The 25,034-nt window shown below is 44.7% G+C and carries 24 protein-coding genes; 5 read left to right on the top strand and 19 right to left on the bottom strand.

Going from position 1 to position 25,034, the window contains the following annotated elements; genetic code table 11:
• Nucleotides 1–74: 74 nt before the first annotated feature.
• The 3 genes from MKX59_RS09190 to MKX59_RS09180 all read right to left on the bottom strand — a co-directional run bounded on the left by MKX59_RS09190 (nt 75) and on the right by MKX59_RS09180 (nt 4,390).
• Nucleotides 75–953: a hypothetical protein gene (locus MKX59_RS09190; protein WP_340858302.1), complete on the bottom strand. Its 879-nt coding sequence runs from the start codon at nt 951–953 to the stop codon at nt 75–77.
• Between the two features lie 213 nt (nt 954–1,166).
• Nucleotides 1,167–2,636 carry a hypothetical protein gene (locus MKX59_RS09185; protein WP_340858301.1) on the bottom strand — a complete coding sequence of 490 codons (1,470 nt, stop codon included), beginning with the start codon at nt 2,634–2,636 and terminating at the stop codon, nt 1,167–1,169.
• Nucleotides 2,637–2,908: 272 nt separating this feature from the next.
• Nucleotides 2,909–4,390, bottom strand: a complete 1,482-nt coding sequence (locus MKX59_RS09180; RefSeq protein ID WP_071558452.1) for an Ig-like domain-containing protein — start codon at nt 4,388–4,390, stop codon at nt 2,909–2,911.
• Between the two features lie 307 nt (nt 4,391–4,697).
• Between MKX59_RS09180 and MKX59_RS09175 the strand changes: the two genes are divergently transcribed.
• Entirely contained in the window at nt 4,698–5,186 is a 489-nt protein-coding gene (locus MKX59_RS09175) for a hypothetical protein (RefSeq protein WP_023989558.1), read from the top strand.
• Between the two features lie 58 nt (nt 5,187–5,244).
• Here the strand turns inward: MKX59_RS09175 and MKX59_RS09170 are convergent, their stop codons facing one another.
• Genes MKX59_RS09170 through MKX59_RS09160 form a run of 3 tightly spaced genes read right to left on the bottom strand, consistent with a single transcriptional unit; the run spans nt 5,245 to nt 7,286 of the window.
• Nucleotides 5,245–6,075: a siderophore biosynthesis protein gene (locus tag MKX59_RS09170; RefSeq protein WP_160789949.1), complete on the bottom strand. Its 831-nt coding sequence runs from the start codon at nt 6,073–6,075 to the stop codon at nt 5,245–5,247.
• 33 nt (nt 6,076–6,108) lie between these two features.
• Nucleotides 6,109–6,546, bottom strand: a complete 438-nt coding sequence (locus MKX59_RS09165; RefSeq protein ID WP_340858299.1) for an AAA family ATPase — start codon at nt 6,544–6,546, stop codon at nt 6,109–6,111.
• 2 nt (nt 6,547–6,548) lie between these two features.
• Nucleotides 6,549–7,286 (bottom strand): tRNA(His) guanylyltransferase Thg1 family protein, encoded by a 738-nt coding sequence (locus MKX59_RS09160; RefSeq protein WP_068942422.1) that lies wholly within the window; start codon nt 7,284–7,286, stop codon nt 6,549–6,551.
• A gap of 248 nt (nt 7,287–7,534) precedes the next feature.
• Between MKX59_RS09160 and MKX59_RS09155 the strand changes: the two genes are divergently transcribed.
• On the top strand, nt 7,535–7,963 hold the full coding sequence (locus tag MKX59_RS09155) for a DUF4395 domain-containing protein (RefSeq protein WP_023989561.1): 429 nt from the start codon (nt 7,535–7,537) through the stop codon (nt 7,961–7,963).
• A 104-nt stretch (nt 7,964–8,067) separates the two neighbouring features.
• On the opposite strand, the gene MKX59_RS09150 is transcribed toward MKX59_RS09155, so the two are convergent.
• Both MKX59_RS09150 and MKX59_RS09145 read right to left on the bottom strand, forming a co-directional pair.
• Nucleotides 8,068–8,415 (bottom strand): DUF2294 domain-containing protein, encoded by a 348-nt coding sequence (locus MKX59_RS09150; protein WP_013311231.1) that lies wholly within the window; start codon nt 8,413–8,415, stop codon nt 8,068–8,070.
• Between the two features lie 119 nt (nt 8,416–8,534).
• The gene (locus tag MKX59_RS09145; RefSeq protein WP_023989562.1) at nt 8,535–8,963 is read right to left on the bottom strand and encodes a MarR family winged helix-turn-helix transcriptional regulator; all 429 of its coding nucleotides are present in this window, start codon (nt 8,961–8,963) and stop codon (nt 8,535–8,537) included.
• Nucleotides 8,964–9,119: 156 nt separating this feature from the next.
• Here MKX59_RS09145 and MKX59_RS09140 point away from each other — a divergent pair, with 156 nt between their 5' ends.
• A complete protein-coding gene (locus MKX59_RS09140) occupies nt 9,120–10,430 on the top strand; it encodes an amidohydrolase family protein (protein WP_023989563.1) in 1,311 nt (436 codons plus the stop codon).
• A gap of 236 nt (nt 10,431–10,666) precedes the next feature.
• Here MKX59_RS09140 and MKX59_RS09135 read toward each other — a convergent pair whose 3' ends face one another.
• From MKX59_RS09135 to moaA, 8 genes are all read right to left on the bottom strand, one after another.
• The gene (locus tag MKX59_RS09135) at nt 10,667–12,202 is read right to left on the bottom strand and encodes a right-handed parallel beta-helix repeat-containing protein (RefSeq protein ID WP_160790186.1); all 1,536 of its coding nucleotides are present in this window, start codon (nt 12,200–12,202) and stop codon (nt 10,667–10,669) included.
• Nucleotides 12,203–12,429: 227 nt separating this feature from the next.
• Nucleotides 12,430–13,095, bottom strand: coding sequence for a molybdate ABC transporter permease subunit (gene modB, locus MKX59_RS09130; protein ID WP_023989564.1), 666 nt, complete (start codon nt 13,093–13,095; stop codon nt 12,430–12,432).
• A 27-nt stretch (nt 13,096–13,122) separates the two neighbouring features.
• Nucleotides 13,123–13,944 (bottom strand): molybdate ABC transporter substrate-binding protein, encoded by an 822-nt coding sequence (gene modA, locus MKX59_RS09125; protein ID WP_069080357.1) that lies wholly within the window; start codon nt 13,942–13,944, stop codon nt 13,123–13,125.
• Nucleotides 13,945–14,047: 103 nt separating this feature from the next.
• Nucleotides 14,048–15,127: a thiazole biosynthesis adenylyltransferase ThiF gene (locus MKX59_RS09120; RefSeq protein ID WP_023989566.1), complete on the bottom strand. Its 1,080-nt coding sequence runs from the start codon at nt 15,125–15,127 to the stop codon at nt 14,048–14,050.
• A 62-nt stretch (nt 15,128–15,189) separates the two neighbouring features.
• Nucleotides 15,190–15,921, bottom strand: coding sequence for a molybdenum cofactor biosynthesis protein MoaE (locus MKX59_RS09115; RefSeq protein ID WP_160790455.1), 732 nt, complete (start codon nt 15,919–15,921; stop codon nt 15,190–15,192).
• 55 nt (nt 15,922–15,976) lie between these two features.
• Nucleotides 15,977–16,225, bottom strand: coding sequence for a MoaD/ThiS family protein (locus MKX59_RS09110; RefSeq protein ID WP_028542528.1), 249 nt, complete (start codon nt 16,223–16,225; stop codon nt 15,977–15,979).
• Nucleotides 16,226–16,358: 133 nt separating this feature from the next.
• The gene (gene fdhD / locus MKX59_RS09105) at nt 16,359–17,171 is read right to left on the bottom strand and encodes a formate dehydrogenase accessory sulfurtransferase FdhD (protein WP_023989569.1); all 813 of its coding nucleotides are present in this window, start codon (nt 17,169–17,171) and stop codon (nt 16,359–16,361) included.
• A 40-nt stretch (nt 17,172–17,211) separates the two neighbouring features.
• Nucleotides 17,212–18,225: a GTP 3',8-cyclase MoaA gene (gene moaA, locus MKX59_RS09100; protein WP_209942990.1), complete on the bottom strand. Its 1,014-nt coding sequence runs from the start codon at nt 18,223–18,225 to the stop codon at nt 17,212–17,214.
• Nucleotides 18,226–18,865: 640 nt separating this feature from the next.
• Between moaA and fdhF the strand changes: the two genes are divergently transcribed.
• Together fdhF and MKX59_RS09090 are read left to right on the top strand one after the other, a co-directional pair.
• Complete coding sequence (gene fdhF / locus MKX59_RS09095; protein WP_340858287.1) at nt 18,866–21,808, top strand: formate dehydrogenase subunit alpha; 2,943 nt, start codon at nt 18,866–18,868, stop codon at nt 21,806–21,808.
• Nucleotides 21,809–21,820: 12 nt separating this feature from the next.
• A complete protein-coding gene (locus MKX59_RS09090; RefSeq protein WP_068942430.1) occupies nt 21,821–22,303 on the top strand; it encodes a DUF1641 domain-containing protein in 483 nt (160 codons plus the stop codon).
• A gap of 82 nt (nt 22,304–22,385) precedes the next feature.
• Here MKX59_RS09090 and MKX59_RS09085 read toward each other — a convergent pair whose 3' ends face one another.
• From MKX59_RS09085 to MKX59_RS09075, 3 genes are all read right to left on the bottom strand, one after another.
• The gene (locus MKX59_RS09085; protein WP_013311244.1) at nt 22,386–22,739 is read right to left on the bottom strand and encodes a hypothetical protein; all 354 of its coding nucleotides are present in this window, start codon (nt 22,737–22,739) and stop codon (nt 22,386–22,388) included.
• Nucleotides 22,740–22,879: 140 nt separating this feature from the next.
• Complete coding sequence (gene kdgT, locus MKX59_RS09080; RefSeq protein WP_068942432.1) at nt 22,880–23,881, bottom strand: 2-keto-3-deoxygluconate transporter; 1,002 nt, start codon at nt 23,879–23,881, stop codon at nt 22,880–22,882.
• A gap of 48 nt (nt 23,882–23,929) precedes the next feature.
• Nucleotides 23,930–24,937 (bottom strand): tripartite tricarboxylate transporter substrate binding protein, encoded by a 1,008-nt coding sequence (locus MKX59_RS09075; protein WP_023989574.1) that lies wholly within the window; start codon nt 24,935–24,937, stop codon nt 23,930–23,932.
• Nucleotides 24,938–25,034 lie beyond the last annotated feature (97 nt).

The following is a 25,034-nucleotide window of genomic DNA, read 5'->3' as shown; positions in this document are numbered from 1 at the left end:
ACGAGTATGTTTTGAAGCTATTATACTTCGTTCCAATCAGGTTGTAAACAGAACTGACAAATTATTTGAAGGTGTTAATGAATCTGAACACCCAAGTTCCGAAAAAATCCCCGCATATTCTGCATGTAAGAATCCTGAGCAGTGGAAGATTCCTTAAGAAGATTTTGCATACTGTTCATAAAAGCAGAAGCTGATGTCGTATCCGCTTTGTCAAACCGATTGTTTAGCGGTGTGTTATTGAGCAACTCTGCATTCTGTCCCGTACGTTCCTTGTATTTCTCAATCCAATCGGGATGTTGAGGAACCTTTTGCGCAAAATTTAACAGTTGGCTCAGCCCATTTCCTCCACCTTTAATATCATTCATGTACGCAGTATATTTTTGAGGATCAACCTGCTTCATCACTTCCGACAGCTTGACATAATCCTCAGGAGCACCTGACGGACGATCTATTGGAGTCGTGTAGCTAATATCTCCGGTCTCTGGATCAGTGGATCGTGTCAAAGCAATACTAGCAATCTGGTTCATGGTTTCCAGAAACTCTTTGGCCTTGTCGCCTTCCATGTAATGATCGGCAATATACTTGGATTGAGTAACTCCCATCTCCAGCAGCACAGCTCGTTGACTCTCATCCGTTACTGTTCCGTCGACGATAAAATTAGATTCAATCATACTGTACACTGCATTAGACACTTCTTCTGGCTGACCTTCCAAAACCCGGTTTAATGAATCATTGATCTGTGTTGTACCGAAATACTTGGCAGCCTGTGATACAATAGCTCCTTCCGCCAACTGTCTACCGGCTTCACTAATCTCCACGGAGTCTTGAACTACCACTCTGGAGACCTGTTCTTCATGAAGCTGGGGTGGTGGAGCTTGCTTGCTTGTCGGATTGATCCGTAAGCTACTTGCATTAAGAATCGCTTGCTGTGCTCTAAGAGGTCCAAAATTCATTCTATTTCCTCCTGTCATGTTTGTAACAGGCAATCTAAGGCGTATGTATAGTGTAATGTGACCCTGTTTCTATATATATCGGACAAAGCATATATGGAATGAACATATGCTTTGTCCTAAAATTGAACAAATATTGAAACGAACTACTTTTGTTTCAGATATAAAATATTCAAGCAACAAGTTACCTTAAGTGTTAGCTTAATAACCCGTCCATCAGCCGCCATAAATACTATAGGCAAAGTGATATACAATATCTGTGTCTATAATCGAAGTACCTGACACCTGAACCGCTACCCCTGATAGATCATAGTAGTGTGTAAAACTGATGGCTCCAGACAGGTATTCCGCTATACTTCCAGTGGAAGATGGCAGGGAAAGAGTCACACTAAAGGCTCCATTCTGGTCCGTATAAGCTGTACCTGTACGAGTACGATTCCCGCTGCTTTCAGTCCAGTTCTGATTCAACCATGTCACATCAACAGGCGCATTTGCCACTGGATAACCATCAGTTGTCTTAACTACACCCTTCACGGTAAGGTTGCTGCGTTGATTAACCCGATAATGACGACCATATGAGTAGTTCGGATAATCATTAGGACCATTAGCAGAATCATAACCGGTAATTTCAATTTTGCCAGCCCGAAGCACTGGCTTCAGTGTAAGTGTGTACAAATGATTGGGTGAATACTGATTGGTTGTGTACACTCGCACATAGTAGGTTCCTGTATTTAAGCTAACATTATGGTTCGTTTGCGGCAAAAGCACCATTTGGTTTCCGGTAAGAGCTCCGTAGACTTCCGCTTTGTAGCCATAACCGTCCGAAACACTGTCAAGCTTTACGTTCAAAGCATCATAATTGCGGCTGGCAGGGATCGTAACTTGGTACCAGTCATTATCAATGCCTGAATGAATGGAGCGTGAATTAAGCGATGAACCGCCCATACTAAAGGTAAAGTTATAGGCATGGAAAGCACTCTCATCTGGTTCATATGCATCGTAGCTGGAGCTTGTATCGACCGTTAGATAGAAAGGATCATTGATGCTGGAACCCTTTTTGGCATGAACAGCAATCGCATATGCCTTTTCATATCCGGTAGCGTTACGGGTTCCTACGTTCTCAGGAAGTGAGGCAGCCCCCTGTTCATAATTGTTAAAATAAGTACCATAGGTGGATGCGTCAATGGCATTAGGATTAATGTCACCTGTCGTCATATCAAACTCATATAAGTATAAGTCATAGTCAAGCTGGGCTGAAAATGGACCATCCAACTGGGACTGCAACAATTCACCAGGCTGCAAATAGATCGGATATAAAAATTGTGTGCCTCCCTCTTGCGTAATCGTACCGGAATACGTAGCAGAGGAAACTGTGGCTGATGCAGCCATTGGGTTTGCCTTCAGCGAAGAAATGGGTTCCCTTTTCAATGATGTTGTCTCTGGTGTCTTGAAGTTGAGATTTTCTTGCATGACATAAACCGAAGACGTAACGTTGTCTGGCTTGTCTGCTCGCGTTAAACGCTTAATCACGTCTTCATTTCCAGTTGTTAGCTGAATATCGGATTCCACTTTAATCGCTTGATCCGATGTAGCCTCCGTACTTTCACTCGCATTCGCAGTCATTCCGAAAGCAAACAGGAGCATCATGCTTAACATAACTGCAATAGCCTTTTTGAACCTCTTCATACTGAAATCCCCTCTCAAATGGTTTAAGGAATTCCCGCTATCCCCGGATAAACCAGGGTGATTTCTAGGCTGTATGGCTCTATCATAAATCATCTTTGGTTCTATTGGAATATATTATGCAAAACAATTTCTATTTGTAATCTATGAAAACAAGACCATTTTCTTATTCTTGGTGAATAAACATGAAAAGTCGCTCTTTCAGAAATGGAAAGCCTCAGCTAACCATTCAAAAAAAGCGACTCTCATGAATCAAAACTACATTAAAGCATATCTTAATTTCTCAAGCTATAAGCAAACAGATAAACAATGTCCGTCGCACTAATCGAAGTTCCATCGACCTGAGCGGCAACTCCTGTAAGATCATAGTAGTGTGTGGAACCAATTTCACTTATATAATCTACATTTTTTCCTGTCGATTGTGGAAGAGAAAGGGTCACACTGAATTTACCGCTATCATCGGTGTACGTAGAAGCCGTTCTCGTACGGTTACCGCTGCTCTCGGTCCAGTTCTTATCCAGCCATACGACCGTGACAGGAGCATTGGGAACCAGTTGACCATCTGTTGTTTTCACAACACCGTTCACGATCAGACTGCTGCCTCCGTTAATACGATAATGACGACCGTAAGAATATGTCGGATAATCATAATAGCCATTGGAGTTATAGCCGGTAATTTCAATTTTGCCAGCTCGAAGCACTGGTTTAATCGATAGTGTATACAAATGGTCGGCTGAATACTGACTTGTGCTGTGCACTCGTACATAGTAGATCCCTGTGTTTAGGGTAACATTATGATTGGTTTGCGGTAGAAGCACCATTTGATTGCCAGTAAGAGCTGCATATACTTCCGCTTTGTACCCATAGCTTTCCGAAGTGCTGTCCAGCTTCACATTTAATGCATCATAATTACGACTGGCCGGCACTGTAACTTGATACCAATCGTTGTCTTTAGCGGAATGGATGGTGCGGAAGTTAATCGAGGAGCCTTTGTCGTTAACCGTAAAATTATAAGCATGAAAGGCACTGTCATCGGGCTCATAGGCATCATAGTTGGAGCTTACAGCTACAGTTAAATAGAAAAGGTCATTGATGCTAGCCCCCTTCTTGGCATGAACCGCAAGCGCGTAAGCCTTTTCAGCTCCGATCGAGTTGCGAGCTCCTACGTTTTCAGGAAGAGAAGCAGCTCCTTGCTCATAATTGTTAACATAATTCCCGTAGTTGGAAACATCTATTGGATTGGAATTAATATCGCCTGTCGCCATATCAAACTCATACAGGTATAAGTCATAGTCAAGCTGGGCTGAAAATGGACCATCCAACTGAGCCTGTAACAATTCACCCGGCTGCAAATAGATCGGATATAAAAACTGTGTGCCTCCCTCTTCTGTAATCGTACCGGAATATGTAGCAGTGGACGCTGTCGCTACGGTCGCTGCGGCTTTAGATGATACTGAGTTTGCACTGGCTTTGAGCGAAGGGGTAACTCTCTTTTTCAATACAGATTTCTGTGGTGTCGCCAAGTTAATATTTTCTGTAATGGTGTACACCGAATCTGTGATACTGGCAGGCTTGTCCGCGCGTGTTAATTGTTCAATAACACTTTCCTTATCAGTTGTTAGCTGCACATTGGAAACTGCTTGAATCGTTTGATCCGTCTTCACCTCTGGGCTTGCACTCGCGTTCGCCGTCATACCGAATGAAAGCAGGAGCATTGAGCTTAGTGTAACTGAAACCACCTTTTTAAATCTTTGCATACTGAAATCTCCTCTCAAATGTATTAAAAAAAATCAACCATTCTCCAAATATATACAGGGAAATTCTAGGATGTCCTTTTCTATCATAAAGTAATTCTGGTTCAAATGGAATATACTTCTTAAAACATTCTTATTTGTAATTCCATGTGAATAGGTTTAGGTTAATCAACTTAATTTTGACACTATTTTACCATAAAAATCCTACCATTCTCTTATTTATACGATATAATCAAATAATATGGATAGTTCTTTAAGACTATTAAATAAATCGAATTACCCATAACATACATAAAAAAGGGGAATACAGATGAAAAAACTTAGCGTGTTTATGTTAGTATTATGTTGCTTCTCCATTTTGGCAGCCTGCTCTACCGATCCGATAAAAAAAGATTTAATCACGTATGTAAATGATGGAATGCTTCCTTTGGCACAAGATGAAAAAGCAGTTACTGATAAGTATGAAGCTGTGACTGGAGATAACTTTACAGATGATGTTACACTATATAATGCTTTAAAAGACGATATCATCCCGGAATACACCAAATTTGTTGATAAGTTAGAAGCTGTAAAGACGGAAACTCCTGAGGTAAGAGCCGTCCACGAAACCTACATCAAGGCCGCCAGTACTCAAAAGGAAGCCTTCATTAAGATGCTCGATGCGTTGGATAAACAGGATCTGAACTTAGTCAATGAAAGTAACACCAAGCTCAGCGAAGGTAGAAAGCTATTCAGAGATTTTGGTGAACAAGTCAACACACTTGCTAAAGAGCATGATGTGGAGATGAATAAGAAATAAATAAAAAACTCCCTTTATGGGAGTTTTTTTATACTTCAGGATTTTGCAAAATCCTCACTTATGAATATTCGAAGCAAATTACCGCTTTACTTAATTCTTGGTCGTAAAATAAATAGACGGTATCCGCCCCACACGCTTGAAAATAATACCCGGTAATGGAACCGATATAGGCAAAAGTCTCACCATTGGGACATTTAGGCACATGAAGCAGATTGGTTTGCTCGAACTGGAGCATCTCTTCCAGAGATTCGTCATATTCCTTGATATAACTCTGAGCCTTGTCAGACTGAAAAGCGATATCATCCAAAATTCCGTTAACTTCAGGGAAATTCAGCCCCCAACCGCTGGTTTGCTTTTCCTCAAAATCACGGGTGAGCTCTTCCACAGACTTTTGGGCCTCCCCAAAGGAGGAATATGGATAAATTTTATTGTTTTCCAGGAAAAATGCTTTGCGAGCTTGGTAGTCTTGTTCATTAGCCATGTACACCTGTTCCAGTCCGTCCAACGCCATAACTTCTCTCTTCATACGTAGGTACGCTTTATCCCCAGTAGATTTCAGCGCTTCATAGGTAGCTTCCAATTGCTCTTTCCGATGAAGACTAAAATAATTCCAGTCTGCTTCGAATTTGTATTTGCCGTCAATTACATCGAAACCCAGCATATCTTCCTTGGTATATGAGGTATGAAATTGCTGAGTATTTTCACCCACACAGCCTTCGTGGATTTCTTTTACGGAAACAAAATGAAGCCACTCATTCTGTTCTGGAAATAAGAACTGGAGATTAATTGAGCAGATTGGCAGAAAGTGCTTGCGGTGATGTTCAAGATTACCAATAAATACGTCCTCATATGCTGGAAACCGTTTGATAAATCTCTCTGGTATGTTCATGGATGCTCCCCCTAAATTGTACGATTCTAGGTTCTATGGTTGCTTTTCGATCCGAAACGTCCCTTCACTGGAAATCACGCTGTAAATTTCATCAAATCCTTCTTCGTAACTTGGGACCTCTAGTTTACTCATTACACTTTTAATACCGATTTCAGGAATATACTCTTTGCCTGTGCGCTGCTCATTACGCTTAATAGATTCTGCAAAATCGGGCTCAAAATAGTAGCCAATAATTTTAAACCCCTTATTTTTACAAGCATCGATATATTTCTTCCGTTCTATAACAGTGGCATTTGTATTGTCTACAACAAAGCGCTGCATTGTTTCAATGGAGGCTTGCAGATAAATATTTTCCCTATTCCGTGTTTTAAGCATATCAAGATTTATTCGCATATGTGTTTTGAAGAAATGTTCTTTATAAAATGTCGACTTGCCCGAAGCCTGAATTCCTATAAAAATGACACACTCCAAATCTACACATCCTTGTCCAAGTATACATATTGGTTAATATAATCTCTATTCTGTGAAAAAATCGGTGTCTCATGATCAACATCCCACTTGCTTCTGACGGCTTCGCCTTTGTTGTACTGTTGTTTGGTAATGCAAATTCCCCGCTTTTGCCAGACTGGAATATCGTTCCAGTTTAGCCCTTTTTCCACAAAAAGCTTGTCTTGTAGCTGATTTCCGTTCAATCCTTCTAATTCTGAATGCCTGAAATGGGCTTGAGCCACCATAGAAATGCTGTTTTTAGTAGCATCTTGCTGTCTCCATAGAAAGTAGTTTGTAACCTCATCCTGGGGCAAGACCCATGCTCTCGCATCAAAAGTGGCTAAAGGCTGACCTGGGTAAACCTTTTGGATCTCCTCATTAAATTTGGCTGTAGCCAGAGAAGCAGATATGGACACCATCTTTTGAAGATTATTTTCAAACCAGGATTGCGTCGTTAATTTGTCATAATTCGTAAGAAGCAGTGAAATTTCATCGCTCTGATGATACACCAGTTTACATCCCATAATGTTATAGGCCAAATATTTACACGTCTCCCATAATGCAAAAATTAGTTTCTCATCAAAAGGTTTCGTCATCCCACGTGTAAAGGTATGAAAATGCGCACCATCAATTCTGATGATTACAGGTAAACGGCGTGGTAGGCTTAATCTATAGGCATTTTCATATTCCTTCATCCTATTTCCAAAATCATTTCTTTTCATAAACTATGTAGGTTCCTTTCATGATCCGTGATTTGCGCATAGAGTAAAACAATGTCTATCTTCCCCAATTGACATATATAAAAATTGTAACAAATTGGCTGATACATCGCTAGGAATTAAGAAAGACAAAAAAAACTTAGCAGATGGATTTGCAGAGTCTTTCATTTTTTCTTGGTATCTATTCTCCAAATGTTAGGCTATAATAATTTCAGATTTTACTTTATTCCGATATGAAAAGGATGATATATATGAGCCAAAATCCATCTTCCATTCCGCGTCCGTTAGTCAGGGCTAATCAATGGGTAATTGTTTTATCTGTAGTTTTCACTTGGATCACAGGGGGATATGGGGTGCTAGTTATTCCTCTTATTGCGGGGTTACTCGGCGTCCTTTTTAACTTCAATCCGGTAATGCGGATAGCCAAGCTTTTCTTGAAGAAAAGCCCCTCCTCGTATGTGCAGGAGGACCGAGAGCAGCAAAGGTTTAATCAGCTTCTTGCCGTCTTTTTTCTGTTGGTCGCTTGGGTAGGATTTATGCTCCAGTGGAGTATTGTCGCTTATGTATTCTCGGCCATGGTCCTGGTGGCGGCCTTGGTGGCTATCCTTGGTTTTTGCATAGGATGTTTTGTTCTCTACCAATGGTCCCAATATCAATATCGAAGAAGAAAAAACGTGTAAACAGAAACAGCTCTCTTTTCATTCCATTAGGACATCGTTAATTAAATCGAAGGTGCAGCCGAACTCTCCGACAATATGGATGCTATGTCGGTTCCGCCTTCTTTTTATTTTGCAGTAATATTATCTTCAAATACAAAAACGGAGATGGCTATATCTTCCTCCACTTTAATATCTGAAAAGAGGTGCAGCAGCCGGGAATCCATGTAATCCTCCAGTTCTTTATTGAAGTGTGTGGGATATATTTTTTGAACCATTTTGGTTCGGGCTGCATGCACCATCTCTTTCCCGGATTCTTCTTGTGCAAGAAACTTTTCAGATGGGGTTAAATTTCCATACAGCATCGTGATGGCCATATTATCTACAAAGGTCGTATGTATGCGTTCCGGGCCTTTCCCAAACAGCTCTTTACGTACTTTTCGAATAATTTCGTTAAAACCCGTTTCCCTTCTCATATCGCACCGCTCTCCTAAAATCTACTAAAATCCCTATTACTATTTCCATCATAACCGATTCCTATCATATAAAACAGAGACTAGCGAAAGTGATTTTTGGAACATGATTTTATCTGCAATTATAAGCGTTCATTAATTTTGATTAACATTTCCTCTAAAATTCGCTTCTCCTCTTCGGTCAGGGCTTGAACAATTTCGTCCTCCACCTTTTGGAAAGAGTCACTAAAAGCTTCAATCAATTCAATGGCTTTTGGTAAAACATAAATATTTTTTTGCCGTTCATTATTGGCCGGGATTTTGCGCTCGATGAATCCTTTTTGCTCAAGACCTTGAAGTATGCTTGTAATGCTGGCTCCGCGCAGATGAAACCGATCGGCAAGATCCTTCTGAATTAAATCATTTTCTTGATTCTCGTAGATATATTTAATCATTTTTCCTTGTTGAGCATTTAATCCCAACTCTTTTATGCTCTCGTCCGCTCTTTTCTTTAACTTAAGACCAATAATCTGAAACAAATCCAGATAAACCGTATCCTTTTGGGTTTTCATAATCATATCTCCTCAAATTATTAGAAGTCTAATTGTCAGTAAATAAACTATATAAATCTCTAAACTGTTTGTCAAATGAAAATTAGTTTATTGACAGTTATAAAACTAATAGTTAGAATTCTAAGTGTTTAAGATTGAACACTAAGGAGGAACGACATGAAGAATGTAACTCAAAGCTCTACGGTAGAAAAAGTTACAGCGATTACGAATGTACGTATTTTCGATGGTGAAAAAGTTATTGAGCCCAGAAATGTTGTCATCCATGGGGAAACCATTATTTCGGTAGGCGGAGACCTTCCGACACATGCAACGATCATCGATGGGGAAAATGCGACATTATTGCCCGGCCTGATTGATGCGCATGTCCACACTTCAATCGGTGGGTTACGAGATGCTTTAAAATTCGGCGTCACGACAGAACTCGAAATGAACGGCAGTTTTACAGAAAGAGGGCGCAAGATCCAGTTGAAAAACGTGAATGACGTCGCCGAAGTCCGTTCTGCCGGCACAGCGATCACTGCTCCAGGTGGTCATCCAGATGAATTATTGCAGGATGAGGATGAAATTCCGGAGTTCGTATTAAAGGAATTGGAGAAGTTACCTAAGGAAGACCGGGAAGCTATGCTAGCCGCCTACGCTCACGATCACGAAGAGGTGCCCCAAGTGACGACAGTGGAAGAAGCGATCAAACATGTGCATACCCAGGTGGAGAGTGGCGCCGACTATATTAAAATCATGATTGAAGAAGGGACGGTCTTGGGTGCCCCTGGACTACCTATTTTAAGCGACGAGATTTTAAAAGCAGCCGTGGCAGAAGCCCATAAATTCGATAAAATTGTCATAGCCCACGTCTTGACGGCTGATTCTTCGCAAACCGCCATCGATATGGGAGTCGACGGATTGGGTCACTTATTTCTCGACAGGCCCGAATGCACATCCGAGTTGGTGAAATCCATAGCGGATTCAGGCGCATTTGTTATACCGTGCTTAGTATTGAACTCATCCATTCTGGGAAATCCGGCATCAGAATTGGCGAATGATTCACGTGTTTATTCCAAATTAAGTCCAGAATGGATCGATATTTTGAACTCGAGCTTCCATACTTTCCCGCAAGGCAATTTGGAGAATAGCTTTAAAAATGTGATGGATCTTCACCGTGCCGGTGTGGATATTCTGGTCGGGACGGATGTCGCCCCCGTTCCTGTTCCCAATCTTGGCGGCCTTGCTCATGGAGCCAGCGTTCATCATGAAATGCAATTGCTGGTTGAGGCCGGATTTACTCCCATAGAAGCGCTTCAGTCGGCTACTGCGAAACCAGCCCGTTGCTTTGGGCTTTACGATCGCGGCTGTATTACCGAAGGTGCGCTCGCTGACCTTATACTAGTAAACGGTGATCCGACAACCAACATCTCGGATACCTTGTCGATCAAGTCCGTATGGTTCAAAGGTGTACAACAACTATGTTAATCAGAGCCTCTTGAACAGGAACTACTTTCTAATCTCATTTGTATACTTCCATTTTCACTTCCCGAGGATAGCTTAATCTTGTTGCCAACGCAAAAACACCTCCAAAGTTTATCCTCATATCTTACGACATGGGGATTCTCTTTGAAGGAGTTTTAATTGCAAGGAACATTGTAAAAACGTACAATCAGTGGTCCCACATAATTTCGGTATGCACTGTTGGTCATAAAATATAAGACTTACTCGTAGGCACCGATGTTCACCGCGGCTCCCTGTACTCTGGGCTTCCCGTCAATATCCAGTGTTCCAATGATGGCACGGTCCGTGTTCCCGGCATCGATCGCAGGAGACGAAGACTGCAAATGGAAGTCGCTGTTCGCGGCATTCACGAATTTAGGATCGGCAAACAGAGAATGCGTATCGTTGCCGGTTCCCGATTTGTATGCGGAGAATCCCGTATACTCTTTATTTTTCCAGATCCAGTTAGCTTCCGAGCTGCCGCTCGGAGCGAAATATAAATTATAATCCACAACATTGCCGGAATTTTTGGTGTATCCATTGGAGATCAGCATATCTGTGGAGCTAGCCACGAAAATATTGTTTTTGATCACATTGTTTCGCGTATCGTACTGAACCAAAAGCTGGCCGCTTCCGTCGTCAAATGTATCGTTCTTGTATAGCGTATTGTTCACGATCTTGCAGTTTACCGTTGAGCCGCGCTCCTCATTGTAACCGCCCATGGCAATACCAGTCAGTCGGTTGTTATATATCACGTTGCTGCGGACTGTAATATTGCTGGTGGCTTTGCCGGCATGCTCAGAGGCCATTTCGACGCCGATGTCGTTGTTGTAACTGTAGTTCTGCTCGATAATGCTGTCCTTGCCCCCATCTACATAAATACCACCGGCCGAGTTGTCATCGCTCTTGTAAGATGGGTTATTTTGAACAGAATTATTGTACACCCGGTTGCCCTTCACTAGCCCGTTTCGCGCCTGATCGTAAGCAGTATTCGGCGCAGTTCCCTCAAAGCCGATCAGATCAATCCCGATGTTGTCATTATCGTGAATGCGGTTGTCGGTCACCGCAAAGCCGTCCACGTTGCCGTTTAAAACGAGCGATTCGCTGGAGCCCAGCACGAGATTGTACAGCTCATTACCGCTGATCGTAAGGTCGTGAATCGAAGCCGGAGCTTTCGTGCCATAAACAGCGATACCGTGAGCGTCCCGGCCCAGCCGATCTTTGCCAGTCGGGGTGACCGTGTTTTTGATGTCATGGATTTTGTTGTTGGACAAATTAATGAAGCCGCCCGAACCGTGGACATAAATACCTACGGGCACCGTGTTCTTGGAAGCAGTGGTAAAATTACGGATTTCAAACCCCTGAACGGTAACGTGATTGACATCGGCCAGTTCGATCAGCCCTTCGTTCCCGCTGACCGAAAGTCCGCTGCCATCAATAATGGCGGTCTCTGTCCCATAGTTGGTGAACACAATTGGACCCTGCGAAGCGGAGCCAGAGCGGGTAATCTTTAATTTCTGCTTGTACACGCCGCCTCGGACGTAAACCGTGCTGCCCGCAGGAGCCACGTCAGCCGCGTGCTGCAACGTCTTCCACGGCGCATCGTTCGTTCCGGCATTAGAGTCGCTGCCGCTCGTGGACACATAATATTCTGTACCGGCCGCGGAAGCAGCGGGAGGTTGCACATTTCCGGCCACCAGACCAAGCCCGAAAACCATGGCTAAACCTACCAGAAACATTTGCCCGAATTTCTTCATGGTTCCCCATCTCCCTTTGCTTATTTTTTTGTAAATTATACCACAAAAATTCACCGAATCTGTTACGCCTGCAAACGGAGTACCGCCTCGACCTTCCGCGAGTCTCCAGTACCTCGAATGCCAAGAGTTGGAGAGTGAATGAAGAAGTCTAAGAGTTTTATTTTCTCAAGACAAATAAAACACAGCCTACCCTATCGGCAGACTACGCATGTTCTTACTCCAACGGACTAATCCTTTACCAGTCGATTAGAAAGCATCAACATAATAAAAGAGAATAAAATGATGACAGCTACCCAGCTCCAAGAGAGTGTCATATTTCCGACCTCGGACGCGGTGTAAATCGCTGTAGGCAGGGTTTGGGTCTGTTCAGGAATATTACCCGCAAGCATCAGCGTAGCGCCAAATTCTCCTAACCCTCGGGCAAATCCGAGAATGTATCCTGAAATGAGTGGTCGGTAGGCAAGGGGCATCGTAATGTGGCGAAACACTTGCCATTCGTTGGCACCTTGCGCACGTGCAGCCTCCTCTACCTCTGGGTCTACAGCTTCAAAACCTGCTTTAATGGTACGGTAAGCCAGTGGAAAAGCAACAACTACGGCCGCCACCACTGCAGCTCCCCATGTAAATACAATCGTCTGCTGGAACAAGCTTTCGAAGGCAGTGCCAATCCAGCTTTTCCTTCCCAGCAAGATGAGCAAAATAAAGCCGACAACAGTGGGAGGCAAAACGAGCGGAAGAAGTAGGACGGTCTCAATCACGCTGGTTCCCCTCCGCGGCGTGCAGTTCGCCATCATCCGCGCTACCACAGTAGCTAATAAAAAGACGATGATGCTGGCGACGACAGCAACTTTAACAGATACGATAACCGGAGGAAGAAAAGCTGACCAATCCAACGGAACCCCCTCCTTTATCTGTGAATTCTATTTTCCCGTCATTTCTGTAGGGGCTGAAAATCCATCTTTACTGAACACACTCATAGCTTCATCTGTCCGTAGAAAATTAAGAAACTCGCCTGCTTCCTGGCTGTGTTTGGTTGCTTTTACAATGCCTTCAGGATACAGGATGGGTGCATGCAATTCCTCAGGCACTTCCAGTGCTATGACCGTTTTATCAGATGATTTGGCATCCGTCAGATAGACGAGTCCTGCATCGGCATTGCCTGTTTCAACATAATTTAATACCTGTCTTACGTCCTTGGCGAATACCATCTTAGGTTCCAGCTTGTCCCATAGTCCAGCCTTCGTTAACGATTCTTTGGAATACTGTCCGGCGGGAACGGTAGTAGGCTCCCCAACAGCCACTTTCAGGTAAGAAGGACCCATCAAGTCATTGAGCGTAATGCTTTTGTTATCTGTGCTTTTCGCCTTATCTTGTGGAACAACCACAACCAGTTTATTTTGAAGCAACACGTTATCCTTTTCCACCAATGAAGCATCCGTTAATGCCTTCATTTGCTTCATGCCCGCCGAAATAAATACGTCAGCGGGTGCGCCTTGTTCAATTTGTTTTTGTAATGTACCAGATGAAGCGTAGTTAAAGGTAAGTTTGATATCTGGGTGCTGTTTCTCATACTGGTCCTTGAGCGTATTCAGACTATCTTGAAGACTTGCAGCGGCAGATACGACTAGTTCTGTCTTGGGTGCAGACTGTGCCGACTGTACAGCAGCCGGAGACGAGCACCCCGCCAGAACCCATGCCAACAATCCAACGAACGTGAATATGTACCCAAATTTCTTTTTCAATTTGTTCTTCCCCTATCCTATAAATTCCAAAATGAGATGACGAAAATGTGATGGCGAAAATAAGAAAACATTGTACATCTCATAACGGTTCGAATCTATTGGGTCAACCCAAATATTTGTGATAAATCGATCTCGCCTCAGCGATGTCCTTCGTGCCATGAATTAAGACGCGTCCATCCTGAAAAAGAACAATTCGATGCGTTCCGATAACAACGGATACCAGGTATGGATTATGCTCCACTTTGCCCCCCTGACGGGATAACAAACGTGCCGCTTCATTCAGATCACGTACAGTACCCGGGGCCGGGCGGATTTGAACCGTATCTCGTCCGCACAAGACAGCCGTTTTAGCCTGATGCTCCGATTGTAAAAAAGGATACACAGGGTACTCACCACATGTTGGACAATCGGCTTTCTTCATGGCGCTGATTTGGATCGCCTGATGCTGATTGTTCCACAGATCGAAGGAAATCAGCTTACCCTGTAAGGCTGATTCGTTCCCGGTGAGCAGCTTCAATGCCTCGGCGCTTTGATAAGCCGCCACCATCTGTACAGCCGGGCTAATCACACCGACCGTATCACAGGTCGCACCGCCGAGCGGTACGGTTCCGAGCAGGCAATGCAGGCACGGTGTCTGCCCTGGCACGATGGTAAAGGTTGTCCCATAGCTGCCCACACACGCCCCGTAAATCCAAGGGATTCGATGCTTGACCGCATAATCGTTCATAAGCAGACGTGTATCGAAATTGTCGGTGGCATCTACGATGAGATCCACCCCTGCTGCGATATCGTCGATTTCATCTAGCGAGACGTCCCGGACTAGCGCACGAATGTCCACGTCCGAATTGATTTGCTGCAATCGCTTCTGCGCGGCCACTGCCTTGGGGATCTGATCACGGGCATCCGCTTCGTCATAGAGCTGTTGGCGCTGCAAATTGCTCCAATCTACATAATCGCGGTCTACCAACGTCAGCCGTCCGATGCCCGCTCGCACCAGCATGTCAGCATTGGCAGTGCCCAGTGCGCCGGCCCCCACCATCAGCACGTGCTTACTACGGATATTTTGCTGGCCTGTCGGTCCAATTTTCGAGAATAATTCCTGTCTAGAATAACGGGCATGAGACGCATGCGCATGTGCTTGTGCAGCAACTTCTATTTTCTGGATTTTGTCCATTTCTGACATCGTTGGTTTACCCTCCATACTTATCCATTGATAGCTACAAGTTGATCAGACAAGCTAAAAGCTCAGATGTCCTCGTCCTTATTCGAAAGCTTTGGGGTATTTTGAGGATTCCAGCCGCCCAGCTGATGCCCCTTCCATTCTGAGCCGTCCTCCCACACTTCCTTTTTCCAAATCGGTACGATTTGCTTTAACCGTTCAATGGCATGGCGGCTGGCTTCGTAGCAAGTATCGCGGTGTGCAGCAGAGACAGCAATCACCACACTCGTCTCTCCAATTCTGACCGTGCCAAGCCGATGTGTAATCGCAGTACGTGTAGAAGGCCAATGCTCTGCAATTTCGTCACCAATCTGCTTCATCGTGTTCATGGCCATCGGGACATACGCTTCATATTCAAGCAGCACCGTTCGCTGACCTTGCGTAAATTCCCGAGTCGTACCATTAAAGGTCAGCGAGGCGCCATGAGAAGGGTCGAGCACCTTTGAGGTTACTTCATCGGCATCAATCGGGTCGTACGTAATGGCAAATAAACCACATTTTGAAACGACCGTCTCCATCCCGGGTGCTGACTGATGAAGAGCAATTGCATCTGATGGAAGCACAAGTTCATCTGGAGAAGCCAGCTTTTTATGATGGGTAAAAAAAGAACCTGGCAGTTGTGAAGTCACTTCCGGGTACAGCTCATTCAGCCTTTTTCGAATGTCTGCCATGGTCACCGTTTCCTGTGAAAGTTCTACTGTGATCACATCATCAAGTTGCTCCGCCATACCTGCGAATAGCTGAATACGGTATTGCATATGATCTGCCCCCTTGCACCTATTCTATCGAATTCATCTATCTATATAATAGAATTTACCCTCCTGAAACCGGAGGAATAATCGCAATCTCATCATATATACTCACGAGGTCCTCAGGAGCGGCGTAGGCTTGATTTCTGGCAACAAAAGAACCCTGCAACTGAGCTGCCGATTCAGGGAAACACTCGGATAGCAAGTCTTTTAACGCGGCAACGGTCATCGTTTCTTGCTCAGTAGGCACCATAATTATAGGCCCTCCCATCTGTTCCGCAAGTCCGGCAAATACTTGAATATGATAGTTCATTTAACATGCCCTCCTTTTCAGTACAGTGAATGTCCACCACATATGTACCAAGAAAAACCAACATGAATGAATACCCCGAAAGGTTTTATTCCATGCTGGTTAACTATGACGGTGTACATTGAAGATTTGTATATTATATTTTAGATTCGACCAGTTCATCAATCCGTTCAGTATGCGTATACACATTCAGAGAACGACTGCGTATAAAGCCGACGGTCGTAATTCCCAGATCCTCAGCCAACTCAAGTGCAAGCTCTGTGGGAGCTGACTTGGACAAAACAACTTCACAGCCAATCTTCGCAACCTTCAACAAAATTTCAGACGAAATGCGTCCGCTGAATACTATGATTTTGTCTTGCAATACAATATCATGTTTTAAGCAATGTCCATAGATTTTATCCAGCGCATTGTGTCGGCCGATATCTATTCTGGACAGGATCATGCCGTCTTTATCGCACAACGCTGCATTATGAACACCACCGGTCTGTTGGAACGTAAGTGCCGAGCTTTGCATTAAATTCATCAAGCGGAAGCAATCGTCAAAGGACAGCGTAACATGGGTGTCATTCATTCTTTTTGCCACTTTGGCATCATTCATAAAATAAAAGCCCTGTCTACTTTTACCGCAGCAGGAGGTAATGTACCGTTTGGAATGAAAGTTTTGATAAAACTCATTCATTCGACGGGTTTTAATATGAACAAAACCTTCTTTTTCCTGAACCCAAATATCTTCGATATCATCGTACCGTTGAATGACGCCTTCAGAGGCCAAAAAACCTACCGCCATATCCTCCACATACTCCGGTGTACAAACCATGGTAGCAAATTCCTGCTGATTGATTTTGATGGTCACCGGATGCTCCGTCACCACAGTGTCTTCAAAACGCTTGATCTGACCGTCACGATAACGTAGAATCTCACGTTTTACCTCAGCTGGCTTTTCCATGTGCTCCACTCCCTTGTTTCTGACAGGCTGGCTCTTCGGCTCACCCGCCGATGTGTGACATTTCAATTTTAGATGTTGCTTGCTGTGTATGATTCAGCCGTTCCTCTGAATAGCGATCGGTACGTTCTCTCCAAACACGCTCAATGTAAGCTCTAATCTCGTCATCGGACTGTTCGGAACGCAGCATCGCGCGAAGCTTGTACCCTTGCGAGGCAAACAGGCACGTGTACAAGGAGCCTTCAGCAGAAATTCTCGCTCGTGTACATGTGGAGCAGAAGGCGTCCGTAACAGACGAAATAATGCCGATTTCCCCGTCTCTGTCCTGATACCTGTAGCGCGTCGCCACCTCACCTTTGTACTGGGGTGGGACAGGCTCTAACGGCATATGCTCGTGAATGGCTTCGATGATCTGCTGCTTGGAAACGACCTGATCCAATTTCCAGCCATTGGTGTTGCCTACATCCATAAACTCAACAAAACGTAAAATATGCTTTTCCTTTTGGAAATAATCGGCCATGGGAACAATATCCTGATCGTTAAAGCCCTTTTGCACGACCATATTTATTTTCACCTGCATCCCTGCTTGAGCCGCAGCCTCAATACCATCCAGCACCGCCTTTACACTGCTTCTGCCCCCGTTCATTTGGCGGAACCGATCATCATCGAGCGAATCCAGACTAACCGTCACTCTCTTTAGTCCCGCCTCTCGCAGTGCTACAGCATATTTAGGCAAAAATACGCCGTTTGTCGTCATTGCAATATCTTCAACCCCATCGAGTTGAGTTAACGAATGAATAAGCAAGGACAAATTTTTCCTCAGCAACGGCTCGCCACCAGTAATACGTAGCTTCGTAACGCCCAGCGAGACAAAAATACGAGAAAGGCGCGTAATTTCCTCAAAGGTCAATATCTTTTCTTTTGGCAGAAACGGATAGTCATGGCCAAATATTTCTTCCGGCATACAATATCGGCACCGAAAATTACATCGGTCTATGACGGATATTCTTAAGTCCCGTAACGGACGATTCCATTGATCGTCGCTCCGGTTCGCCATCCTGTTCACCTCAATCCGTCTTCATTAATAAAACTCTTTACACTCTAAATTGGGACGGTATTTCCATTCATTTTATACTGAACCAAAAAACCGGCATCACAACAACTTCTTCGCTTATGAATATCGAAGAATCTGCTAAATGCCGGTTAATTTATCTACATCAGGATTTTACGAATCCCACTTCATGTGATATAGAAAAATCAAACTAACAAGCGCTGCGACAAATAAAATATACGCGGTTCCCACGCACACTCCATTTACGATTGCTCTGAAATAGATTACATTCCTATTGTTAGCAATCCTGGAACGTTTGTCAATGATTTTTCGATTTCTCAGACGATAATCATTATCAATTAAAAAATTAATAATGTACCGTTGAACTATCTTAAATTTTACGTTATAGTTACACGAGATGAAATGCAGAAAATGACATATCTAAGTTATTCAGAAGTTATTGATATACAGACGGTGCGTACTGTTTGTTATTAATACATATTCAAATGGCGGATTGGCCTCCAGGACCTAGAGCTTGGTCACTACTCCACCATAAACACAAGTGCTGGAACACGAGCACTTGTGTTTATGGTGGAGTTTTTTTATTCCTAATTTTTAAATTTAAAATCTGAAAGGAGCCTGAACCGTGACTGATAGTGCGATCAAAATTACATTAAACGGACAGGAACTGAAAACGAAGAACAGCGCAACGATTCTTGAAGTGATTAACGAAAATAACATCGCCCATCCCCAGCTGTGTTACGTTCCCGAAGTCGATCCGATCCGTACCTGTGACACATGTATCGTGGAAGTGGACGGAAAACTTATGCGTTCCTGCTCGACACTGGCTTCCGATGGAATGAATATTCATTTACATTCGGATCGCGCGAAAGCAGCTCAAACCGAGGCTATGGACCGATTGCTGGAAAATCATCTCCTCTACTGCACAGTGTGCGATAACAACAACGGTAATTGCACTTTGCATAATACAGCAGAGCTAATGGAAATTGAACATCAAAAATATCCGTACCAACCGAAAGTTGACCCGACAGAAGTAGATATGTCTCATCCCTTCTATCGATATGACCCCAATCAATGTATTGCATGCGGCCAATGCGTAGAGGTATGCCAAAACCTTCAGGTCAATGAAACGCTGTCCCTCGACTGGGAAGCTGAACGCCCTCGCGTCATATGGGATGACAGGGTTGCGATTAACGATTCCTCCTGCGTTAGCTGTGGTCAGTGTGTAACCGTCTGCCCATGCAATGCCTTGATGGAGAAATCCATGCTGGGAGAAGCAGGCTTCATGAGTGGCATGAACAAGGATTTATTAAATCCGATGGTGGATTTAATAAAGGAAGTGGAGCCGGGCTATAGTGGGATTTTTGCTATTTCCGAAGCCGAAGCAGCGATGCGTGAAACCCGTACGAAAAAAACGAAAACCGTCTGTACGTTTTGCGGTGTAGGTTGCAGCTTTGAGGTTTGGACCAAAGGCCGCAAAATTTTGAAGGTACAACCTACCTCTGAGGGACCTGTTAACGGTATCTCGACATGCGTAAAAGGGAAATTTGGCTGGGATTTTGTGAACAGTGATCAGCGTCTGACCTCCCCTTTAATTCGTCAAGGTGACGAATTTGTGGAAGCAACCTGGGAAGAGGCACTGAGCCTGATGGCCAGCAAAATGGGAGCTATTCAAGAAACTTACGGCGGTGAGGCACTCGGCTTTATTTCTTCGTCCAAATTTACCAATGAAGAAAACTATTTGATGCAGAAGTTGGCTCGTCAGGTCTTCCAAACGAATAACGTCGATAATTGCTCACGGTATTGCCAATCTCCTGCGTCATGGGGGCTGCAATACACCGGAGGCATCGGTGGGGACAGCGGTACGATTAAAGACATTGCCAAAGCAGGTTTGGTCATGCTGGTCGGTTGCGCGCCGGGAGAAGGACATCCAGTGCTGGCTACTCGTATCAAACGTGCGCATAAGCTGCACGGTCAAAAGTTGATCTCGGTCGACCTGCGCAAGCATGAAATGGCAGAACGCGCAGATCTGTTCATTCGTCCGAAGCAAGGTACTGATTATGTATGGTTATCCGCTGTAGCCAAATACATCATTGAGCAAAACTGGCATGATGCAAAATTCATTGAAGAGCATGTAAACTTCTATCCTGAATATTTGAAGTTGCTAGAGCGTTTCACCCTGGAATTTGCCGAACAGGAAACTGGTATTTCCAAAGAGACACTGATTCAGGTAGCGACTATGATTCACGAAGCCGACGGCACTGCCATTTGCTGGGGCATGGGTGTGACGCAAAACATCGCAGGCTCTTACACTTCGATTGCAATTGCCAACCTGCTGCTGGTGACTGGAAACTTTATGCGTCCGGGTGCAGGCGCATATCCGCTTCGCGGACATAACAATGTGCAGGGTGCTGCCGATATGGGTACGATGCCGGATATTTTCCCGGGCTATCAGCCCGTGACGAACGATGTCATTCGTGCCAAGTTCGAAGCGGCCTACGGCGTACAAATTCCAGGTCAACGCGGACTAGACAACATTCAGATGCTGGAAGCTATTGAAACAGGTAAGCTCAAAGCGATGTATATCGCTGGAGAAGAGATGGCATGGGTGGATGCTGACTCCAACCATACCCAAGAAATGCTGGCGAACTTGGATTTCCTTGTCGTTCAGGATGTATTTCTAAGCAAGACAGCTGAATTCGCTGACGTTATTTTGCCAGCCGTACCTTCACTCGAAAAAGATGGAACCTTTACGAACACCGAACGTCGTGTTCAGCGTTTATATGAAGCACTCCGCCCTCTAGGAGACAGCAAACCAGATTGGTGGATTTTCAGCCAATTTGCCAAGCACATGGGATTTGATTGGGATTACAGCCATCCAAGTGAAATTTTTGAGGAAATGGCGTCGCTCACTCCATTTTTCTCCCAATGTAATTATGACGTATTGGAAGGCTGGAACAGCTTCCACTGGGGATCGCCGGATGGTAGCAATACACCGCTACTGCACAGCAACGGCTTTAACTTTCCGGATAAAAAAGCTCGATTGGGACTTTTCGAATATGTACCACCGAAAGAGTACCCCGTTGAATTCGATTTGACCTTAAATAATGGTCGACTGCTCGAACAGTTTCATGAAGGAAATATGACGACCAAATCAGCGGGTATTCAGCTCAAACTTCCAAAAGTATTTGTGGAAGTGTCACCTGAATTGGCTGAGGAGCGCGGAATCACTAATGGATCGCTGGTTCGATTGGAATCCCCTTATGGTGCGGTCAAGCTACGTGTTCTGGTGACAGACCGGGTGCAGGGAACTGAAATTTATGTGCCAATGCACTCTACCAGCCATGATGGTGCGGTCAATCTGTTAACTGGTGGAGCGTTCGATGTGGTCACCCGTACACCGGCCTATAAACAAGCCAAAGTACGGATGCAAATTTTGGAGGTAGACGGTCAAAATCCACTACCACGTATCAATCCGCGTTACAAAAAACGTCATCCGCAAAATGGGGTTGAAGTGGACCGTAAGTGGAACCGTCCCGGTTACGTCGATTTGGTGGATCAAAAATAAGGAGGTCAAGCCGTGGCTAAGCCTATTTCAATTGTGAGAAAACGCGTTCTGACAGAAGAAGAACGGCAAAAACAATCGCTGGATCAGCTTACTGCTGATCTGGCGGACAATGGGGCGGCATTGCAGAAGACGCTTGAAATCGTACGCGAGCTGCACGACAGTGGTCTTCTCGAAGCAGCTCAGTCTATGCTAAAAGCCAAAGAAAGCATCGCCAAAATCGCTGTAGGACAAGCGACGCGTAAGCCTGTGACGAACATCATCAATAATCTCATGGGAGCAGCAGGGATGCTGTCTGAGGTAGACCCCGAGCTGATGAAAAAGCTGACAAATAGCGTTACCAATGGCCTGAACGAAGCCGAAGAACATCTAAAGCAGAATAAAAAGACTCGTCTGCGCGATCTTATGAAGGCAATGAATGATCCAGATGTAAACCGGGCAATGGGATTTGGCATTCATTTTCTCAAAGGAGTGGGAAAAAGTTTGTCTGATAAATAACTCATAGAGCGTGAAGTTGGAAGACTAGTAACAACAGACAATAAAAAGAGCTGGCTCCGAAAACGGGGGCAGCTCTTTTTATTTATTTTTTATCCACCTGCAATAGCGTCACCGTTTTAAGAGAAACGGCATCTTTTATTTGCTCCTCTGCGATGACCTTGAGCTTAAGCAAACTGGCAATCTTCGACGTATCCGGCTTGGAAAACAAGCGCCATAGCTGCGGATCAGGCAGTGAATCATACAGCTTTGTATGATCGTATTCCTTGCGGTGCTGCTGTATAATCTTGACTCGGTAGTTGCCAATTTCCCAATCTGATACTTCCTGCTGTGCACAATGAGCGGTAATGTCATTACGCAAATCAGTCAGTTCACCTTCAATTTCTTTTTGCTTTTGCTTTAACTGGTAGTAGCGACGCACCTTGTTTTCCAATCCCATCACGCTCCTCTGCTTACATATGTATGTTTGCAGAAGCGTTTTAGGACAAGTTTTGTAATGTTAGGATTGAAGGTATAACTGCAAAAGCATTTCCCGGGTAATGGAAAGGTCCATAAGTTGAGATCATTATCATCCAAACTTTATTTAGGTATATTCGCCCCTGGATTTACAGGCCCCGCTTCTTGGGATTTCCCCTTACGCTTCATATAATTGGCCCAGTATGCCGTCAGAATAGGTACTAAAATCGAGGTCACAATGACCGAAGCGGCAACTAAGGCCGTTGCAGATTGCGCAACAGGCAGAAACTCAGGCTTGATATTGGCGACAATGACTGGATTGGCTACTGCTGCTCCTGCTGTACTAGAGGCTGCAATTCCTGCTGTACCGTTGCCACCACCGATATATTTGTCCGCCAAAATCAGTGGAATACCTGTAATGATAATGACAAAAACACCCAATAAAATACCAAGCATACCTGTCTGGACAATGACACTCAGGTCAATGGAACAACCAAGTGCAAAACCGAAAAATGGAATCAAAGCTTGCGTTGCGTTCCCAAAATATTTTCGGAAATCATGATCCAGATTGCCCAACATAAAGCCGACCAAAAATGGTAATACCGCCCCCACAAATGTCTGCGGTTCAAAAACGGCCAGCCCGGTGCTACCCAAAATAATCATGGTCACCAACGGACCCGATTCCAGTGACATCAGTACAAATGCTCCTGCCTCTTCCTTGGAGCCATACTGCTGCATAATGGAGGCGTATAACCCGCCGTTCGTCATATCCATAGCCGAGATCAGCGCCAGCACTGACAAACCTGCAAATAGTCCACTTTCTACACCACCAACAGGCAGCAATCTGGATGCAATGATCGCCACTACCCACGCAACCGCGATTTTAGTCAATACGAGCGTTCCTGATTTACGCAATACAGTACCCGTCGCTCGCACATCTATAGAAGCACCCATACAAAAAAACCACACTGCTAAAATGGGTACCGTACCTGTCATCAGCCCCTTGGTAAAAGATCCAAAATAGTCGCCTGCCCATGGAGTAAATGTATGAAAAAGTGCGCCAATAAACAGCGGCACCAGCATAATGCCCCCTGGAATTTTATCAATGTTTTGTTTGATTTTCATTACTTCGTTCAACCCTTTCGTTTTTGCCAATGCAAAAACAAGGCCGTATTACTTGCGGCTCAAGCCGAGCTCGGGAATCAGTCTTGCGAAGGTATCATGACTCTCCTTCAGTTGCTGCGCGAATGCCTCTGCATCCTGGACACGCAATCCCAACCCATGCTTACGCATTTCCTCCCTGAATTCCTCGTCTTTCGTCCCCTTGATCAGTGCATCCGTCAGCGTTTGAGCAACTTCATCCGGTGTATCCTTGGGTACAGCCAGCCCTCTCCAAGTACCGATAAAATGTACACGCAGCCCAGTGGCTTGTTGTAGTGTCGGCACTTTTGGAAACGCTTCCGAAATAGTGTCTGCCTGGATCGCCAGTATGCGAAGTTTCCCTTCGTCCACGTATTTCTTCACTTCTGCGGGACTGACGGGTACAGCATCCACAAATCCGCTCATCAAAGCGGAGACGGCTGGGCCTGCTCCCTCATAAGGGATATGGGTAAAGCGGACTCCGCTTTTCTGCTCCAGCATTGCGGCAGCAAGGTGCCATATGCTCCCCGTGCCTGCATTCCCCATTTTGAGCTTGCCGGGATGGGCCCCAGCATCCTCCAGAAATGCCTCCGCTGTCTTCCATGGTGCATCCGCCCGGACCGTAATGGCGGAAGGGTCCATATTGGTTTGAAGCAGCGGCTTAAATCGCTCATAGGTGAGCGGTAGCAGTCCCAAATGAGGCAACGTAGTCAGCTCAGCGACCAGATACGTTACAGTATAACCGTCCGCCTGCGCCTCAGCCCCTTCCATCAGCCCGACAGAACCGCCTCCTCCCGTTCGATTAACGACGATGATCGGCTGACCGAGATGCTTTTCGGCGGCTTTCGCCAACGCTCTCGCGGTAATATCTGTACCGCCTCCGGCCGCATAAGGAACGACGAGTGTTATTGGCTTCGTAGGAAATATACGGCTGTGATCCTGCAGGGTGCGGTGATCCACATATTCACTGATACTCAAGGCAGAAAGCATAGCTACTCCAGCCGCAACCAGCACATATTTTTGCCATGGCTTTTTCTTCATTATGTTTCCTCTTCTCCAAAAATGAACTGGGCCCGTCATGCGCCCGTTTTCACCTCCAACGTTTTCGGTCTTGTTGTTTGCGTTTACATGAAGTCAA

The sequence above is a fragment of the Paenibacillus sp. FSL R7-0340 genome, from assembly GCF_038002205.1.
GTDB lineage: Bacteria > Bacillota > Bacilli > Paenibacillales > Paenibacillaceae > Paenibacillus > Paenibacillus polymyxa_B.
This window is presented reverse-complemented; position numbering and strand designations above follow the sequence as displayed.